We start from the raw sequence: 16,363 nt of genomic DNA, 5'->3' as shown, positions 1-16,363 counted from the left end.
AAAATAAAAGAATTTAAAAATCTTAATTTTTATCAAAAGAGTAAAAAATGAAAATTAATTTTAATGATTTAAATCTAAGAAATTGGAATGACGCTTATAAAGATTATCAAAAAGCAAAAACACCAGAAGAAGAGAATAAATACTTAAAAGAATTAAGTAATATCGCTTTATTTAAAGGTAAAAATGATAGTCAAGAAAACAATAATATAAGTAACAATAATGCATCGACAAATATTAGTGATATTTCTATATTTTATGTTTATATGCGAGATTTTGGCTATGCTAGGCTTCATCCTGAAATGTTTATTTCTAAGCTTTTTCAAAACGATGATGAGGCAAAGGATATTAAGGCATTTTTAAAAGAAAATGCCTTAAACAACGATTATACTGCTAATTATGATTATGAGATTAAAGAACTTTTTGCAAGTGATATTAGTGTAGATGAATTTAAGCAAAAATATTTAAAGCGTATAAACGAGCTTAAGCAAGAAAATCTAAAAGATAATATAAATGAAATTAGCGAAGAACTTAAAAAAGATGAGTTTAAACCCATAGAAGTGAAAAGTGATAATATTCGTGAAAGTATGGAAGAGATTTTAAGCAAATTAAATAAAACTGAAATCAAAAATGAAAGAGATTTATTGGCTATATTTTTAGCCTATAAAAATGGCGAGAATTTATATGATAAAAGAGTTTAGATTAAAAGAATTTAAAATCGTAAAAATTAGCATAATTTTAAAACTAATCACAAATTATTATATTTGTTTAATAAGCTAAGGAGTTTAATAAAATTAAGGCTTAAAAACTTAAACCCTAATTGTATTTTCAATTTTTTTTAAAATATAATTGTTTTATTACCTGCAATAAATACTTTATCATCAAACACTTTTTCAAGGGCATTTCTTAGCACTAAAGTTTCTATTTTTTTACCTGCTTTTCTTAAATCTTTTGAATTATAAGTGTGATTTACTCTAACTATGTCTTGAAAAATAATAGGCCCTTCATCTAAATTATCCGTTACAAAATGCGCACTTGCTCCTATGATTTTAACCCCACGCTCATAAGCTTGTAGATATGGATTTGCACCGATAAATGCAGGTAAAAAAGAATGATGAATATTGATTATTTTATCTTTAAAAGTATTTACAAAATTTGGGCTTAAAATCCGCATATATTTTGCTAATACTATATAATCAACATTGTATTTTTTAATCTCTTGAATTATATCTTGCTCGTAAAGTTCTTTATCTTTGTTAGTATCAATTAGGCTAAAATCTATATCAAATCTTTTCACAAAATCACTTAAATCGTGATTTGCCATAACTTTTAAGATATTAGCATTTAGTTCATCTTCATAGTTTGCAAGTAGCAAATCACCTAAACAATGAAGCTCTTTTGATGCTAGGATTATTATATTTTTCTTTCTTTTTGGGCTAAATGTGATTTGTGCGTCTTTTAAAATCTGTTTTAAATTATTTACAAACTCATCTTTTACACTCTCACTTGAGCTTAAAATCGCTAGAAAATAAAAAGAATTTGTATCGCTATTTACAAATTCATTATTGCTTTCTATATTAAATCCTGCCTTATAAATCTCATTTGAGATAATAGCCACAAGCCCTTTTTTATCAGGGCAAGTGATTTTTAAGATATATTCATTCATAATTTATCCTATGTTATTTAATTCAGCTTTTATTTCATTTAATTCGTTTTCAGCTTTTTGCATAGCAATTTTGTTTTGTTCTACAACTTGTGCTGGTGCGTTAGCTACGAATTTTTCATTGCTTAGCATTTTGTTTAGCTTTTCGTATTCTGCTAGAACTTTTTTATATCTATTTTCTAACTTAGCTTTCATTTCATCAAGTGCTTTGCTATCTACAAAAATAGCGGTTTTTAGGTTCGTGCTAACATTTACGCTAAAGCTTTCTTTAGGATTCTCATCTTGGCTTAATTCTCCTACTTTAGCTAATTTTGCTATTAGTTTTAGATAATATTCATCAAATTTATGTTCGCTTATAATTTGTGCCGGAGCGTTTTTATCAGTAATATTTGCTGTTTTTTTGATACTTCTTAGGCTATTAATCGCTTCTTTGCAAAGCTCGTAGTTTTTGATAATTTGCTCTTCAGTGGTTGAAATTTCATTTATTTTAGGATATTTTTCTACCATAATTGAGCCATTTTCAAAAATACTTGTCCCGCTTAATTTATGATATAAATAATCACTAATAAATGGCATAAATGGACTAAGTAATTTCATAGCGTTTAAAAATACGCTCGCAAGCTCATCTATACTACTCTCATCAGCCTTGCTAAACTCAATTCCATAATCACAAAACTCATCCCATAAAAACTTATAAATATTCATAGCAGCATCATTAAATCTATATTCATCTAAGTTTTTGCGAGTTTCATTTACGCATTTTTGAAATTCTGCGTTTATATAAATACCTAGTGTTGTTTTATAGCTATCTAGTATCTTATAATCCTTACCTTTAAGTAGTAAGAAATTTACCGCATTATAAAGCTTATTTGTGAAGTTACGAACTAAAATCATTCTATCTTCACTCATTCTAATATCTCTTCCTTGAACGGCTAAAAGTGCTAAAGTAAAGCGTAGTATGTCAGCACTATATTTATCAATGCTATCAAGTGGGTCAATTACATTGCCTTTACTCTTACTCATTTTTTGTCCGTTTTCATCTTTTACAAGTGCGTGAAGATAAATGTCTTTAAATGGGATTTCGCCTAGCTCATTTTCACTTTGAAATAACATTCTGCATACCCAGAAAAATAATATATCAAAGCCTGTAATTAAAAGCGAATTTGGATAAAAGTCTTTTATATCGCTTTCATTCCATAAAGTGCCTTTACCAAAATCGCCATTGTTATAACCTAGAGTTGAAAATGCCCAAAGTCCCGAGCTAAACCAAGTATCAAGTACATCTTTATCTTGAGTGATACTATCACAGCCACATTTTTCGCATTTTTCTACCTTGCTTTCACTTACATGAATATGTTCGCACTCATCACAATAATAAACAGGAATTTGATGTCCCCACCAAAGTTGTCTGCTGATACACCAAGGGCGTAATTCTCTTAACCAAGCATTAAAGCTATTTATCCAATGAGCTGGATAAAACTTAGCATCACCATTATTTACTTTTTCTATAACTTTTGTTGCAATGTCGGTTTTTACAAACCATTGTTTAGAAATATACGGCTCAACGATATTTTTACAACGATAACAATGTCCAACTTGATTTACATAATCTTCAATTTTTTCAATAAAGCCTAATTCGTTTAGTTTATCAACTACTATTTTTCTAGCCTCAAGTCTTTCAAGTCCTTTAAACTCAGCACAATGCTCGTTTAAAATTCCATTTTCATCAAAAATAGTTAAAAACTCTAAATTATGTCTAAGTCCTACTTCATAGTCATTATTATCGTGAGCTGGTGTTACTTTTACAATTCCTGTTCCAAAGCTCATATCAACATGGCTATCAGCTATGATTTTTATTTTACGATTTATAATAGGCAGCGTAACTTCTTTACCAACTAAGTGTTTATATCTTTCATCTTCTGGATTTATCATTACGGCAGTATCGCCAAAATAAGTTTCAGGTCTAGTAGTTGCAACTACTAAATAATCCTTATCATTTAAAAAATATCTTATATGATAAAGTTTGCCTTTATTTTCTTCATATTCAACCTCAATATCACTTAATGCTCCATCTTTTGTGCACCAGTTTATCATTCTGTTATTTTGCTCTATTAAGCCTTTATTATAAAGGTCCACAAAAGCTTTTTTAACAGCATTTTGAAGCCCTTCATCCATAGTAAAACGAAGTCTTGAAAAGGCAGGAGTAATGCCTAGTGCTTGCATTTGCTTAACTATAGCTCCACCGCTTTGCTCTTTCCACTCCCATACTTTTTCTATGAATTTTTCACGCCCTAGCTCTTCTTTTTTAATCCCTTTTGCTAAAAGTTGCTTTTCAACTACATTTTGAGTAGCAATGCCTGCGTGATCTAAGCCTGGTTGATAAAGCACCTTAAAGCCATCCATTCTTTTATATCTTGTAATAATGTCTTGCAAGGTAAATGTAAGTGCGTGTCCTATATGTAAAACACCTGTAACATTTGGCGGTGGCATCATAATTGCAAAGTTTTTGCCATTTTCTTGAATGTTTTTATTTCCATCTATTTCAAAATAGCCTTTTTGTTTGCAAAATTCATAATAGTCTTTTTCAATTTCTTTTGGATTGTAAAAATCGCTCATAAATAATCCTTAAATTAGTGTTTTTTGCCATTTTATTAATTTTTGCTTATTTTTAGGTTATTTTGCTAGACTTTTTGGCTTTTAAATATGAAAGGTGTTTAAATGAATGTAGTTGTCCGCTCATTTTTAACTTATTTTATTTTTGTAATTCTTTGTTTATTATTTAGATTTGGATTTTTATTGTCACATTATGATTTTACTTTGAGTGATTTTTTTACTTCTATATTTCAAGGTATTAGATTTGATATGCAATATTGTGGATATATAGCAAGTGTTTATTGTATTATTTCAACACTAGGTAAGGTTTTATCAAGAGTTATTTTTAATATCGCTTGTATTTTAATATTGATTGCTGAATTAACTTTTGTAGTATTTTTCAATATATATCAAAAAAATATTGATTTAAATTTATTTTTATTTAAAAATGAAGAAATAAATACGCTTATAAAAACAGCTTTAGGGGAAAATTATGGAATAATTCCTGCTATTTTTATATTTTTTATAACCTTATTTATTTTAAATTATATTCACGAAAAAATTTTAAAAAAGAATTTAAAAATTAGTTTTAAGTATTCGTTAGCACTATTTATAGTGTTTGCGTTTTCTATGATGCTTAGTATTAATCAGCAATTTTCATTTAAAGCAAAAAGTCTTTTTAATGTTACAAAAGCTTACGATAATGCTGCCCTTCAAGCAAGTACTTTTGGACATTTAAAAGGTTTTGGTGGGGCATTGAAAGATTATAAAAAATTAAAAAATATAGATTTTGCTTATTTTAATGTGGGAGATGAGTTAAGTGCTGCTAGAGAATTCTTTCATACTCAAGATAATAAAATAAACATATATGATTATATAAAACAAACTAAATTAGATGAAAATACAATAAAACCAAAAAAGATTTATTATGTAATAAGTGAGAGTTTATCTGATTGGATAATGCAAGATAAATTTAGTGATTTATTTAGTGATATTCATACTTTTGTTAAACATAAAGCTACCTATATACCAGCAATTCATAATGCAAATAATACTGCTGAAAGTTTACAAACTCAATTTTTAGGTGTGTATTATAATGCTGATGATAATTTTACTAAATTTAATAATATTATAGCCCCTAAGACTAATTTAATTAATCAATTTAAGAATATAGGTTATGAAGTTAATTTTTATTTTGGTGGAGCTAGAAATTGGGCTGGATTATTTGACTTTACTAATAAGTTACAAATTAATAAAAACTATGATAAAGAGCATATATTTAAAGAAAATTTTGAAAATCTTAATTATCCTAATCAAAATTATTGGGGTGCTTATGATGATTTTTTATTTGCTTATGCTGGTAAAAACAGCAAAGAATTTGATTTTAATATAATTATGACAACTACAAATCACCCAACTTATGATTTAGCATTTATGCAAAAAAATGATTTTGCTATCCCATTTGATAAGATAGAAAAACTAAGCACAAAGTATAAAAACGAACTAGCTACCATTTATTGGTATCAAAAAACCTTAATAAATTGGATAGAAAAAACAGCACAAAATGAACCAGATAGTCTTTTTGTAATCACAGGTGATCATTATGGAAGATTTAATATAGATGATAGTAATGATTTGCTTACCACTCACTTAGTGCCTGTTATAATGTATTATCCAAAGACTAAGATTTATCCAACTTGTAAGATAACAAATCATCTTGATATAAGTGCTAGTATTATAAACCTAATCGCCCCTAAAGGTTATGAATATTTTAGTTTCGGAAGTCCTTGTTTTTCGTTAGAAAAAAAGGAAATTTTAGCTACTAATAAATATGGTTTTGAAATAGAATTTGAAAATGGAAAAATAACTAGCGGGGGGGGGTATTTGAGAATGGCTCAAGCACTTTCTTGGTATTTAGTTTATAAAGGAAACATAATTGAATAGATTAAATGATGAACAATTTGCGGCGGTTAATACTAGTTTAGGTAGTAATTTAATAATAGCAAGTGCAGGAACAGGAAAGACAAGCACAATAGTTGCAAGGATAGAAAAATTATTAAATGATGGTGCTAAAGCAAATAGTATTATGTTACTTACATTTACAAACAAAGCCGCTCGTGAAATGATAGCAAGACTTGAAAAAAAACTCGGCTCAAGCAAGATAAAAGGCATTGTAAGTGGGACATTTCACGCAATTAGTCTTGAATATCTTAAAAAGCATAAAAATATTCAGCTTAAGCGAAATAGTGAATTAAGAGCCTTGCTAAAAAGTATTTACGAAAAATATTCTCCTAATAAAGATGATTTGTTTGATTATTCATATTTAGCCGATATTTATTCAAGGTTTAATAATACTAATTTAGTTGATGATTTTCGTGGATATTTAAAGGCTAATTATGAAGAGCAAGGCGATAATATTAATTTTTATTGCAAAGTTTTAAGTGAATACGAAGAACAAAAAAAAGCTCATAATTATTATGATTTTGATGATTTATTGCTAAATGCTAAGGATTTTTTCACAAATGATTATAAAAATGAGCCTTTTTATGAAGTTTTAGTAGATGAATATCAAGATACAAATAATCTTCAAAGTGCGATTTTAGACGCAATCCCTAAAAAATCTCTTTTTTGCGTAGGAGATTATGACCAAAGCATTTATGCTTTTAATGGGGCAAATATAGAAATAATTGGAAGTTTTAAAGATAGATATAAAAATGCTAAAATTTATTCACTCAATAAAAATTATAGAAGCGTTAGTAATATTTTAGAATTTGCAAATAGGGTTATTACAAAAAACGAAAGGCTATATCCAAAAGAGCTAATCGTAACTAGAAAAGAAGCTACAAAACCTATTAAATTACATAGTTTTAATCTAGCAAACGAACAATATGAATTCATTGCCAATGATATTTTAAGCAAACTTGAAGCAAATAATAGGGCTGATATTGCAGTGATTTATCGCAATAATTCAAGTGGTGATTTAATGGAAAGAAGCCTAAAGCAAAAGGGTATTAAAATAGCTAGAAAAGGTGGCAGTAGTTTTTATGAATTAAAAGAAATAAATACTCTTATAAATCTAGCTAATTTAACTAATAAAAATAGTGATATTTTAAGCTTTTTAGGGATTTTATTAGAGAGTAAAGGCGTTGGAAATGCTAAGGTAAATATTATTTATAAAGCATTTTTAGAATTAGGAAATGGCTCTTTATTAGAAGGTATTTTAAGACCTATTAAAAAAGATAATTACGATTTTTTAGCTAAAAGTGATGAAGCTTTTGGTCTGTTTGCAAGCACTCAAAATCAAGCTAAGCAAAGTGAGTTTAGCTTTTTAGCAACAGAGTTTAAAAATAATCCTGTTTTATTGTTAAAAGAATTAAAATTTGACAATGTAACCTTTCTTGAAGAGCTTTATAAATTCTTAAAAGAAAATGAAAATATTGATAATCCTAGCGTTTTATTAAATAATGCTTATTCATCTAAGATTTTTAGCTTGATTATCAATAATCTTGCAGCTAAGCGTTCTTTTAAAGGTGCAAAAATAGTCAATGAGATAAAAGAGCAAAAGCTAGAAAATATTAAAAATAATTGTAAATATATTTTAGACGATGCGAAAAACTACAATACTTTTAAAGAATTTTATGAAAAAACTATTTTAAATATTGATTATGAAAACACTAAAGGAGTTCAGCTTTTAACCGTTCATGCTAGTAAAGGTTTGGAATTTGAAATTGTTTATTTGATTGACTTAGCACAAGGTAGATTTCCAAATCTAAAGCTTAGCAAAAGTGCTGGGGGCATTGATGAAGAGCGAAGATTATTTTATGTAGCACTTACAAGAGCAAAAGATGAGCTTATTATGAGCTGGGCTAAAAGGCAAAAAGAAGATGATAAAACAGACGCAATACGCTCAATTTTTATTGAAGAAGGTAAGAAAAATTAAAAGAATTTAAATCTTATTTTAAATTCTTTATTTTTTTAGCATAATTTTTAATTCTTATAGAATTAAGTATCACACAAATTGAGCTAAGCGACATAAAAATGCTAGCAATTAATGGATTTATAAGCCCCATAAAAGCTAGTGGAATACTAATTATATTGTATAAAAAGCTTAATGCTAGGTTTGTTTTTATTAGTCTATAAGTTCTTTTTGCTAATAAATGAGAGTTTTTAATGCCTATTAATTTATTATCAAGCATAATTATATCACTTGAATTAAGGGCTAAATTAGTAGCGTTTTTAAAGCTAATTGATACTAATGCTAATTTTAAAGCTAGTGCGTCATTTATGCCATCACCTACCATTAAGACTTTATTATTTTTACTAAGATTTTGAATTATTTTAAGCTTATCTTCGGGCAAGCATTCACTGTATAAATCATCAATTTGTAGTTCTTTTGCTATTTTTTCGCAAGGCTTTTGCTTATCTCCTGATAGCATTATTACTTTTATATTTTGCTTTTTAAAATAATTTATTAGTTCTAAAGCATCATCATTTAATTGATTAGAAAATACAAAATGCTCTAAAATCTCATCATTTTTAGCAAAAAACATTTCAGTTTCGTTTTTAGAATTTGCATTAATATTATGACTATTTAATAATTTTGCAGAGCCTAGATAGTATTTATCATTTTCAAATTCTGCAATCACTCCTAAGCCGCTTAATTGCGTGAGTTTAAAGTCTTTTAAACTAGGCTTAGTATCTTTTATATATTCATTTAGCGAACTTGCTATGAAGTGATTGTTTTTATCTAAAATTGCTTTTAAAATGCTTTTTTCATAATCATTTAGATTTATTTGGCTTAACAATTCTAATTTTGATTTTGTTAAAACCCCAGTTTTGTCAAATACAGCTATGTCAATTTTACTAAGATTTTCAATATAATTTGAGTTTTTAAATAATACTTTAAGCTTTAAAGCTTCGTGTAAGCACAAAAGATTTCCAACAGGAGCACTAAGTGCAAGAGCACAAGGACAAGCAATAATTAATAAACTAACGCTTCTAATAATTGCTTCTTGAATATCGCTCATATTATATAAAAAGCACAAAAACGCAATACTAAAAATTGCATAACAAAAATAAACACCAATTTTATCAGTTAGTTTTTCTAGGTTTGATTTTTTGGTTTTATTTAGTAATTTTGCAAGTTTATTAATATAGCTATCTTGAAAAGTGCAATTTGCTATGTAATCAAAACTAGCACATTCAACCACGCTAGCACTTTTTATAAAATCTCCTTGCTTAACATCAACTAATTCACTCTCGCCTGTAATAGCACTTAGATTTAATCTAGCTTGTAAGCTTTTACAAGTACCATCTATTAAGATTTTATCCCCTAAAAACACTCTAATTACATCATCTTTTTTTATTTTAGTAACGCTTATTTTTTCTATTTTGTCATTTTTAACAATATTTACACTAGCGTTTAATAAATCACTTAAAAAATCAATATTTTCTAAAGCTTGTTTATATGATAATTGTTCTAAAAATCTACCTATAAAAACAAAGCAAATTATCATAGCTACGCTATCAAAATACACATAAGAAAGTCTTGCAAACATAGCATAAATACTATAAATATAAACTAAACTAGCCCCAAAAGTAACTAGACAATCCATATTTAAAATCTTATTTTTTAAAGCAGAAATTGCGCTCTTAAACATAGATGAAGCACTATAAAAAAGCACAGGAGTGCATAAAACAAATTCTGCAAAATTAATAATATCTTGAACGCTTTGCTCCATACTAGAAAAATACCCAGCATATCTTGCGATACTAAGCCACATAATATTCATAACACAAGCAATTGCTACAATTAGTTTTGAATAAAACTCAATATGAGTTCTTTTAGCTTTCATTGTTGTATTTGGATTGTAAGCTAGTGGGATATAGCCTAGAGATATTATTATGTTTAATATATCTTTTGCTTTAGTTTTATTAGGATTATATTCTATACTTGCTCTTTTTGTTTGATAATTTATATTAATTTCTAATACGCCTTCATTTTTAAGCAGCATTTTTTCAATAAGCCATACACAAGCTGCGCAATGTAAATTATCTATTAAAATTAAAATTTTTTCATAATTATTTTCTTTTTCTATGAAAAAAGAGTTCTCATCATAAGAAATTTGCTCATTAATTTTAGATAAATTTGAAGCATTTTTATAAAAATCTTCTAAATTATTTTCGTTTATGAGATTAAAAACATTTTTACAACCATTACAGCAAAATGCGTTATTGCCTTGAAAAATCATACTATTTTTATCAAAATCTATTTTACAATGAGAGCACTTCAAGATAATTTCCTTTAATTTTATTGACAATTTTATTTTTAATTTATAAAATAATTTTTAATACTTCGTTTTTTACAAATAAGGAAATCAATGGATAAAGATATACAAACAGAACAAAAGCAAGATAAAAAAAATCAAAAAAAGCATATTCCAGTAGATGGATATAAAATAGAAGAATTAAAACTACTAACTCTTGAAAAACTAATAGAAATCGCAAACGAAGCTGGTGTTGAAAATCCGATGGAATTTAGAAGACAAGAGCTAATGTTTGAAATATTAAAAGCTCAAACAAAAAAAGGTGGTTTTATACTCTTTACAGGTATTTTAGAGATTAACCAAGAAGGTTACGGCTTTTTAAGAGCTATGGATGCGAATTTAAGTGATAGTGCAAACGATGCTTATGTTAGTAATTCACAGATTAAAAAATTTGCTTTAAGAGTGGGTGATATCGTAACAGGTCAAGTAAGAGAGCCAAGAGAACAAGAAAAATATTATGCACTTTTGAAAATTGAAGCGATTAATTATTTGCCTTTAGCAGAAGCTAAAAAAAGAGCTTTATTTGATAACTTAACTCCAATTTTTCCAACAGAAAAATTACAACTTGAATACGACCCTTTAAAGCTAACGGGTAGGGTGCTTGATTTATTCACACCTATTGGAAAAGGTCAGCGTGGATTAATAGTAGCACCACCTAGAACAGGAAAAACTGAATTAATGAAAGAATTAGCAACTGCAATTGCTAAAAATCATCCTGAAAGCCAACTAATAGTGCTTTTAATTGATGAGCGACCTGAAGAAGTAACTGATATGCAAAGATGTGTAAAAGGTGAAGTTTTTAGCTCTACATTTGATCAACCTGCATTAAATCATGTGCGTGTGGCTGAACTTGTGATTGAAAAAGCTAAGCGTTTAGTAGAAATGGGTAAAGATGTAATAATCTTACTTGATAGTATCACAAGACTTGCTCGTGCTTATAATACTGCAACTCCTAGTAGTGGTAAGGTTTTAAGCGGTGGTGTTGATGCAAATGCACTTCATAAGCCAAAAAGATTTTTTGGAGCTGCTAGAAATATTGAGCATGGTGGAAGCTTAACAATAGTTGCAACTGCTTTAATTGATACGGGTTCAAGAATGGATGATGTGATTTTTGAAGAATTTAAAGGAACAGGAAATAGCGAAATCGTTCTTGATAGAAATATTTCAGATAGAAGAATATATCCAGCTATAAATATTACAAAGAGTGGAACGAGAAAAGAAGAATTATTACAAGGGCCAATTAACTTACCTAAGATTTGGGCAATTCGTTCAGCTATGAATTCTATGGAAGATGTAGAAGCGCTTAAATTTTTATATGCAAAAATGCTAAAAACTCAAAATAATGAAGAATTATTGTCAGGATTAAATGAATAATATGCAAAATTTATCACTTAAATATCGTCCAAAAAATTACGATGATTTAGTAGGACAAAGTGCTGTTAGTAAGAGTTTAAAATATGCACTAGATAGTAAAAATATAGCTAATGCTTATCTTTTTTCTGGTCTTCGCGGGAGTGGAAAGACTAGCTCTGCTAGGATATTAGCAAAAGCACTAAATTGTGAGCGTGGGATTAGCTCAAAACCTTGCGGAATGTGTGCTAGTTGCGTTAGTAATGATGGAATAGATATTTATGAGCTTGATGCGGCTAGTAATCGTGGTATTGATAGTATTCAAGATTTAATAGAAAATACAAAATACGCACCACTTCATTCAAGATTTAAGATTTTTATAATTGATGAAGTGCATATGCTTACTCGTGAAGCTTTTAATGCGCTTTTAAAAACACTTGAAGAACCACCTAGTCATGTTAAATTTATTTTAGCAACAACTGATGTGCATAAATTGCCAGCTACTATTTTAAGTAGGGTTTTACATTTTAGATTTAAAAAAATTCCTTTACAAGATATTGTGAGTAGAATGGAATTTATATTAGCAAATGAGCAAATTCCTTATGAAAAAGAAGCTTTAACTCTTATTGCAAGAAGCGGTGGCGGGTCTTTAAGAGATAGTCTTACTTTATTAGAGCAAGGCATAATTTATTCTCAAAGAAAACTTAATAAAGAAAGCATAGCTTTAATGCTAGGCTTAATAGAGCCAAATATTATAAAGCAATTTTTTGCTGATGTTTTAAGCTCAAATGATAATGGTATTTTTAGGTTTTTAGAACTTGCTAAATCTTATGAAGCAAATGTGGTAATTGATGAGATGAGTTCTTTTTTAAAAGATAGTTTTGCTAATAAAAATCCAAGTTTTTCTTTAATTTTATACGATAGATTTTTTCATATTTTAGCAAAGGCTAAAAATATGACAAAGATTAGCGATGATGATGAATTTATTTTATACATTTTAGCATTTATGCTAAAAGACGCTACAAAATTAAAAAGTATAGATGAAGATTTAAAAGTAGAAAATATAAATAAAAACGAGCAAGATTACTTAAATTTTGTAACTATGATTGCTAAAAGAGATTATAAATTAGGAGAAATATTTAAAGAATGTGCTTCTTTTGTAAGTTTTGATGGTAGTGAGTTTTGTATTAAAATCAACCCTAAAAATGAAGAAGATAAGCAGTATTTTAAACAATATTACACAAGCGTTGTAAAGAATGTATTTGCTAGTATCTTTAATGATGCAAAATTAGTTTTAATTAGCGATTTAACGAAACAAAATGTAAAAAATGAAGCAATAAAAGAAGAAAGTAATTATCCTAAAATAAATAATACTAATTTTGAAAATAATTCAAGTAAGAATTTGAAACAAGAATTTCAAAATAATTATAATACTTATGAAGAAGAGATTAAATATCCTGAATATCAAAGCGATGATTTTTTAGATTCTAATATGGCTTTTGAAGATGAAGATAATATTTATGAAATACCAGATGAGATTTTAGAACAATACGAACCTGAACTTCAAAATATTTTATTTGAATCATTAGTAAAAATTAAAATAGAAAATGATACTTTAGAATTACATGTAATGCCGCCTTATAATGAGAAAGAAAAGGCTATTTTAAGAGATAATATTAAAAATGTTTTAGCTAAATGTAGTGCGTTTTTTAAAACTAAAAATGCAAAAATAATCAATGCAGAGCTAGATAAAAAAAAACTTCGTTAGAAACTAAACCTAATGAGTTTAATAAAGAGCAAGATTTTAATATATCTAGGCATTTAGGCGAATTAGAATTATCTAAATTTGTAATAGAGCCAGATTTTCAAAGTAGTATTGATTTAGAAAATAAGGCTAATGAATTTAATAGAGAACAAGATTTTAATATATCTAGGCATTTAGGCGAATTAGAATTATCTAAATTTGTAATAGAGCCTGAAAATATTGAAGAAAAAAATATAAATTTAGAAATAGAGCATTTAAAGTTAAGTAAAGAACAATTAGAAATTAGGAAAAAATTAGATTTAATTACAAATGCTTTAGGGCCTTTAAGTGAAAATAGACCTTGAAAAATAATGTTAATTTGATATAATCACGACTTTACTTTTCTTGGGGCTGACTAGGTTTCGACAGGATTAGTAAGGGATTAGCTGCATGCCGTGTTGCTACGTTAAACGCTAAATTAAAATTAAACGCAAACAAAAAAGAATTAGCTCCTGCTTACGCTTACGCTGCGTAAGTTCAGTTGAGCCCTGCGATGCTTAAAGCTTGTAATAGCATTAGCGGGTCATCATTCAAGCTAGTTTAAAGTTTTGGCTAGACTTTAAATAAAATAAAAGCCTTAGTTTTTGCTAAAGTCGTAAGCTGCACTTGGTAAAAATGAATTTAAGCAGCCTACTAAGCATGTAGACGCTGGTTTTGAGCTAGTTTTGGACTGGAGTTCAAATCTCCACAGCTCCACCATTCTTATTTTTTCCATTCTTTGTTCTAAAACTAATTAGATATCTATAAAAACTAATTTAATTTATATAATATGTATTATTTTTAATAAGTTTTTCATTTTTTATCCTTTTATTTATAATTTTTATTTAAAATAAAAGCCCTTGCTCGTAACAAGGGCTAAAAGGCTCTTAAGCAAAAAGCCTTTTGCAATGAGATATTAAAATCTCTTTTAAGTTGGTGTTTTTAGAAAGAGTGCTTATCTCTTCTAAAAACATTTCATCATCGTAAAGCTTTACGAACTCATCTTCTGAAATTTGTTCTCTAAATAATATGTGTTTTAGCAAAAGGTTGTGTTTTTCTTGAAAATCATAAGCACTGAAATTATCTTGCTTATAAGCAATTAAGAGCATTTGTGCTTCTAAACTTAAATTATAGAAATCCTTATCTTTTAACTCGCTAACTATAACCCTTGCAACTTCGTTTAAGAAGTCTTCTAAACTCATATTTAAATCTATCATTTTTTATCCTTTTAATTTTTTTTGGTTTTTTGGCTTTTTAAAGCAACTTGTTTTTTATCCGTTTTAAAATCTTTTTTTTTGTTTTTTATGGCATTTGGTTAGTCTCCTTTCGTTGGTATATATTTGTAAATATTACAATTCTTTAAGTATTTTTTACAAATACAAACGAAATGTAACATAATATTCTTAAATTAAACTTAAAATACTAAATATTTTACAAAATATATTGTATTTTTTACAAATATATGCTAATATACACTTGCAATCAAAAAAAAGGAGTAAAAATGACAGGAAAAGAATTTAATGACAGATTAAAAAAATTAGGTTTGAATGTTAGCGAATTTGCTGATTTAACAGGACTTACGAAAGACGCAATTTATAGCTGGAGTAGAAACGATAAAAACGCTCCGACTTGGATAAAATCTTGGTTAGATAATTATGAAAAGGCATTATTGTTAGATAATATAAAAAATGCTTTTTCACAAGCTTTTGCGTTTGATAAAAAATAATCCTAATTCCTGAATTTAAATTCTTTTATTTTTTAAGAATTTAAATTCGCCACAACACATACCACAAAAAAATTAACAAACGATTAATTATTTAAATTTTTTTAAGGAAAATATGGTAAAATATCGCTACCTTTAAGCATTTATTAAAGCTAAAACTATTGAGAATAAAGGATATCAGTAGTTGAGTTTTTGCGGTGGGAAGGTGTTAAAATGGGAGAATTAATTATTCTTTTAGTTTTAACAATTGCTTTTACTTAAAGCTCTTAAAAACTTTAAGTAAAAGCAAACTTTAAAAACCATTGAAAATATTATAAACTTGCACGGCTTAGCTTTAGCTTAAAGAGAAAACAATCGTGAAACTCGCCGTGCAGTTTCACAACTTTCTTAAAATCTTACAAAATTACGCTTAAAATCAAAAAGCTAATAGTTTTATGTTTGAAAAAACTTAAAATTGGTAGAATGATAGAATATATTATTTTAATCGTTTTACTAATCGCTTTACTTAAAGCTTTAAAAAACTTTAAGTAAAACACCTTTTAAAAATAACTCTTGAAAATTATAAACTAGCACGGCTTAGCAAAAGCTTAAAGAGATTTAGTGAAACTCGCCGTGCAGTTTCACGAACTTATTAAAATCTTTCAAAATTACGCTTAAAATCAAAAATCTTTACTAAAACATACTTAAGATACTAATTTTATATCTAAAACGATTTTAGATATGTTTTTGTTAATTTAAAAGCATATTTTATAAACTCGCCACATCAGATTTTTTTACGCTTTTAAAAATTCGCCGCCTCCCCCACCGAAAGGAAAATTTTTTATTTTTTGGGTTTTTCATCTTTAAAAATAAGTGTTTTCGCCGATTTTTGCTAGGTTTTTAGACAATTCTTTAGGATTTTTTTAAAAATTCTAATTTTTCTAAAAAAT

9 protein-coding genes, 1 other RNA gene and 1 pseudogene are annotated in these 16,363 nt (G+C 27.5%); 7 read left to right on the top strand and 4 right to left on the bottom strand.

The genetic code is table 11. The annotated features are described in order from the left end of the window. Nucleotides 1-47 precede the first annotated feature (47 nt). Nucleotides 48-698 (top strand): hypothetical protein, encoded by a 651-nt coding sequence (locus AVBRAN12654_RS03800; protein ID WP_336613977.1) that lies wholly within the window; start codon nt 48-50, stop codon nt 696-698. A gap of 137 nt (nt 699-835) precedes the next feature. On the opposite strand, the gene purU is transcribed toward AVBRAN12654_RS03800, so the two are convergent. Both purU and AVBRAN12654_RS03790 read right to left on the bottom strand, forming a co-directional pair. Then, nucleotides 836-1,663: a formyltetrahydrofolate deformylase gene (gene purU / locus AVBRAN12654_RS03795; protein WP_239802627.1), complete on the bottom strand. Its 828-nt coding sequence runs from the start codon at nt 1,661-1,663 to the stop codon at nt 836-838. A gap of 3 nt (nt 1,664-1,666) precedes the next feature. Continuing rightward, complete coding sequence (locus tag AVBRAN12654_RS03790; RefSeq protein ID WP_336613976.1) at nt 1,667-4,276, bottom strand: valine--tRNA ligase; 2,610 nt, start codon at nt 4,274-4,276, stop codon at nt 1,667-1,669. 102 nt (nt 4,277-4,378) lie between these two features. Between AVBRAN12654_RS03790 and AVBRAN12654_RS03785 the strand changes: the two genes are divergently transcribed. Both AVBRAN12654_RS03785 and AVBRAN12654_RS03780 read left to right on the top strand, forming a co-directional pair. Further along, nucleotides 4,379-6,196, top strand: a complete 1,818-nt coding sequence (locus AVBRAN12654_RS03785) for an LTA synthase family protein (RefSeq protein WP_336613975.1) — start codon at nt 4,379-4,381, stop codon at nt 6,194-6,196. Then, nucleotides 6,189-8,192 carry an ATP-dependent helicase gene (locus AVBRAN12654_RS03780; protein WP_336613974.1) on the top strand — a complete coding sequence of 668 codons (2,004 nt, stop codon included), beginning with the start codon at nt 6,189-6,191 and terminating at the stop codon, nt 8,190-8,192. Before AVBRAN12654_RS03785 ends, AVBRAN12654_RS03780 begins: the two co-directional genes overlap by 8 nt. Before the next feature lie 13 nt (nt 8,193-8,205). Here AVBRAN12654_RS03780 and AVBRAN12654_RS03775 read toward each other — a convergent pair whose 3' ends face one another. Beyond that, the gene (locus AVBRAN12654_RS03775) at nt 8,206-10,545 is read right to left on the bottom strand and encodes a heavy metal translocating P-type ATPase (protein WP_336613973.1); all 2,340 of its coding nucleotides are present in this window, start codon (nt 10,543-10,545) and stop codon (nt 8,206-8,208) included. An 87-nt stretch (nt 10,546-10,632) separates the two neighbouring features. Between AVBRAN12654_RS03775 and rho the strand changes: the two genes are divergently transcribed. The 3 genes and pseudogenes from rho (at nt 10,633) to ssrA (ending at nt 14,431) form a co-directional block, all read left to right on the top strand. After that, nucleotides 10,633-11,952 carry a transcription termination factor Rho gene (gene rho / locus AVBRAN12654_RS03770; protein ID WP_214118675.1) on the top strand — a complete coding sequence of 440 codons (1,320 nt, stop codon included), beginning with the start codon at nt 10,633-10,635 and terminating at the stop codon, nt 11,950-11,952. Continuing rightward, nucleotides 11,945-12,952 (top strand): annotated as a pseudogene (gene dnaX / locus AVBRAN12654_RS09515) (DNA polymerase III subunit gamma/tau); the annotation flags it as partial. The gene rho and the pseudogene dnaX, both read left to right, overlap by 8 nt. Nucleotides 12,953-14,079: 1,127 nt before the next feature. Next, nucleotides 14,080-14,431: a transfer-messenger RNA gene (ssrA, locus tag AVBRAN12654_RS03760) on the top strand. Nucleotides 14,432-14,598: 167 nt separating this feature from the next. Here ssrA and AVBRAN12654_RS03755 read toward each other — a convergent pair. Continuing rightward, nucleotides 14,599-14,928, bottom strand: coding sequence for a hypothetical protein (locus AVBRAN12654_RS03755; protein ID WP_336613971.1), 330 nt, complete (start codon nt 14,926-14,928; stop codon nt 14,599-14,601). Nucleotides 14,929-15,212: 284 nt separating this feature from the next. On the opposite strand from AVBRAN12654_RS03755, the gene AVBRAN12654_RS03750 reads away from it, so the two are divergent. After that, nucleotides 15,213-15,437: a hypothetical protein gene (locus AVBRAN12654_RS03750; protein ID WP_336613970.1), complete on the top strand. Its 225-nt coding sequence runs from the start codon at nt 15,213-15,215 to the stop codon at nt 15,435-15,437. Nucleotides 15,438-16,363 lie beyond the last annotated feature (926 nt).

This window comes from Campylobacter sp. RM12654 (assembly GCF_020137585.1).
Taxonomy (GTDB): Bacteria; Campylobacterota; Campylobacteria; order Campylobacterales; family Campylobacteraceae; genus Campylobacter_E.
This window is presented reverse-complemented; position numbering and strand designations above follow the sequence as displayed.

Excerpts from the sequence above, each read along its gene's own strand:
- AVBRAN12654_RS03800 (WP_336613977.1), top strand. The coding sequence starts at position 48 with ATGAAAATTAATTTTAATGATTTAAATCTAAGAAATTGGAATGACGCT.
- purU (WP_239802627.1), bottom strand. The coding sequence starts at position 1,663 with ATGAATGAATATATCTTAAAAATCACTTGCCCTGATAAAAAAGGGCTT.
- AVBRAN12654_RS03790 (WP_336613976.1), bottom strand. The coding sequence starts at position 4,276 with ATGAGCGATTTTTACAATCCAAAAGAAATTGAAAAAGACTATTATGAA.
- AVBRAN12654_RS03785 (WP_336613975.1), top strand. The coding sequence starts at position 4,379 with ATGAATGTAGTTGTCCGCTCATTTTTAACTTATTTTATTTTTGTAATT.
- rho (WP_214118675.1), top strand. The coding sequence starts at position 10,633 with ATGGATAAAGATATACAAACAGAACAAAAGCAAGATAAAAAAAATCAA.
- AVBRAN12654_RS03755 (WP_336613971.1), bottom strand. The coding sequence starts at position 14,928 with ATGATAGATTTAAATATGAGTTTAGAAGACTTCTTAAACGAAGTTGCA.
- AVBRAN12654_RS03750 (WP_336613970.1), top strand. The coding sequence starts at position 15,213 with ATGACAGGAAAAGAATTTAATGACAGATTAAAAAAATTAGGTTTGAAT.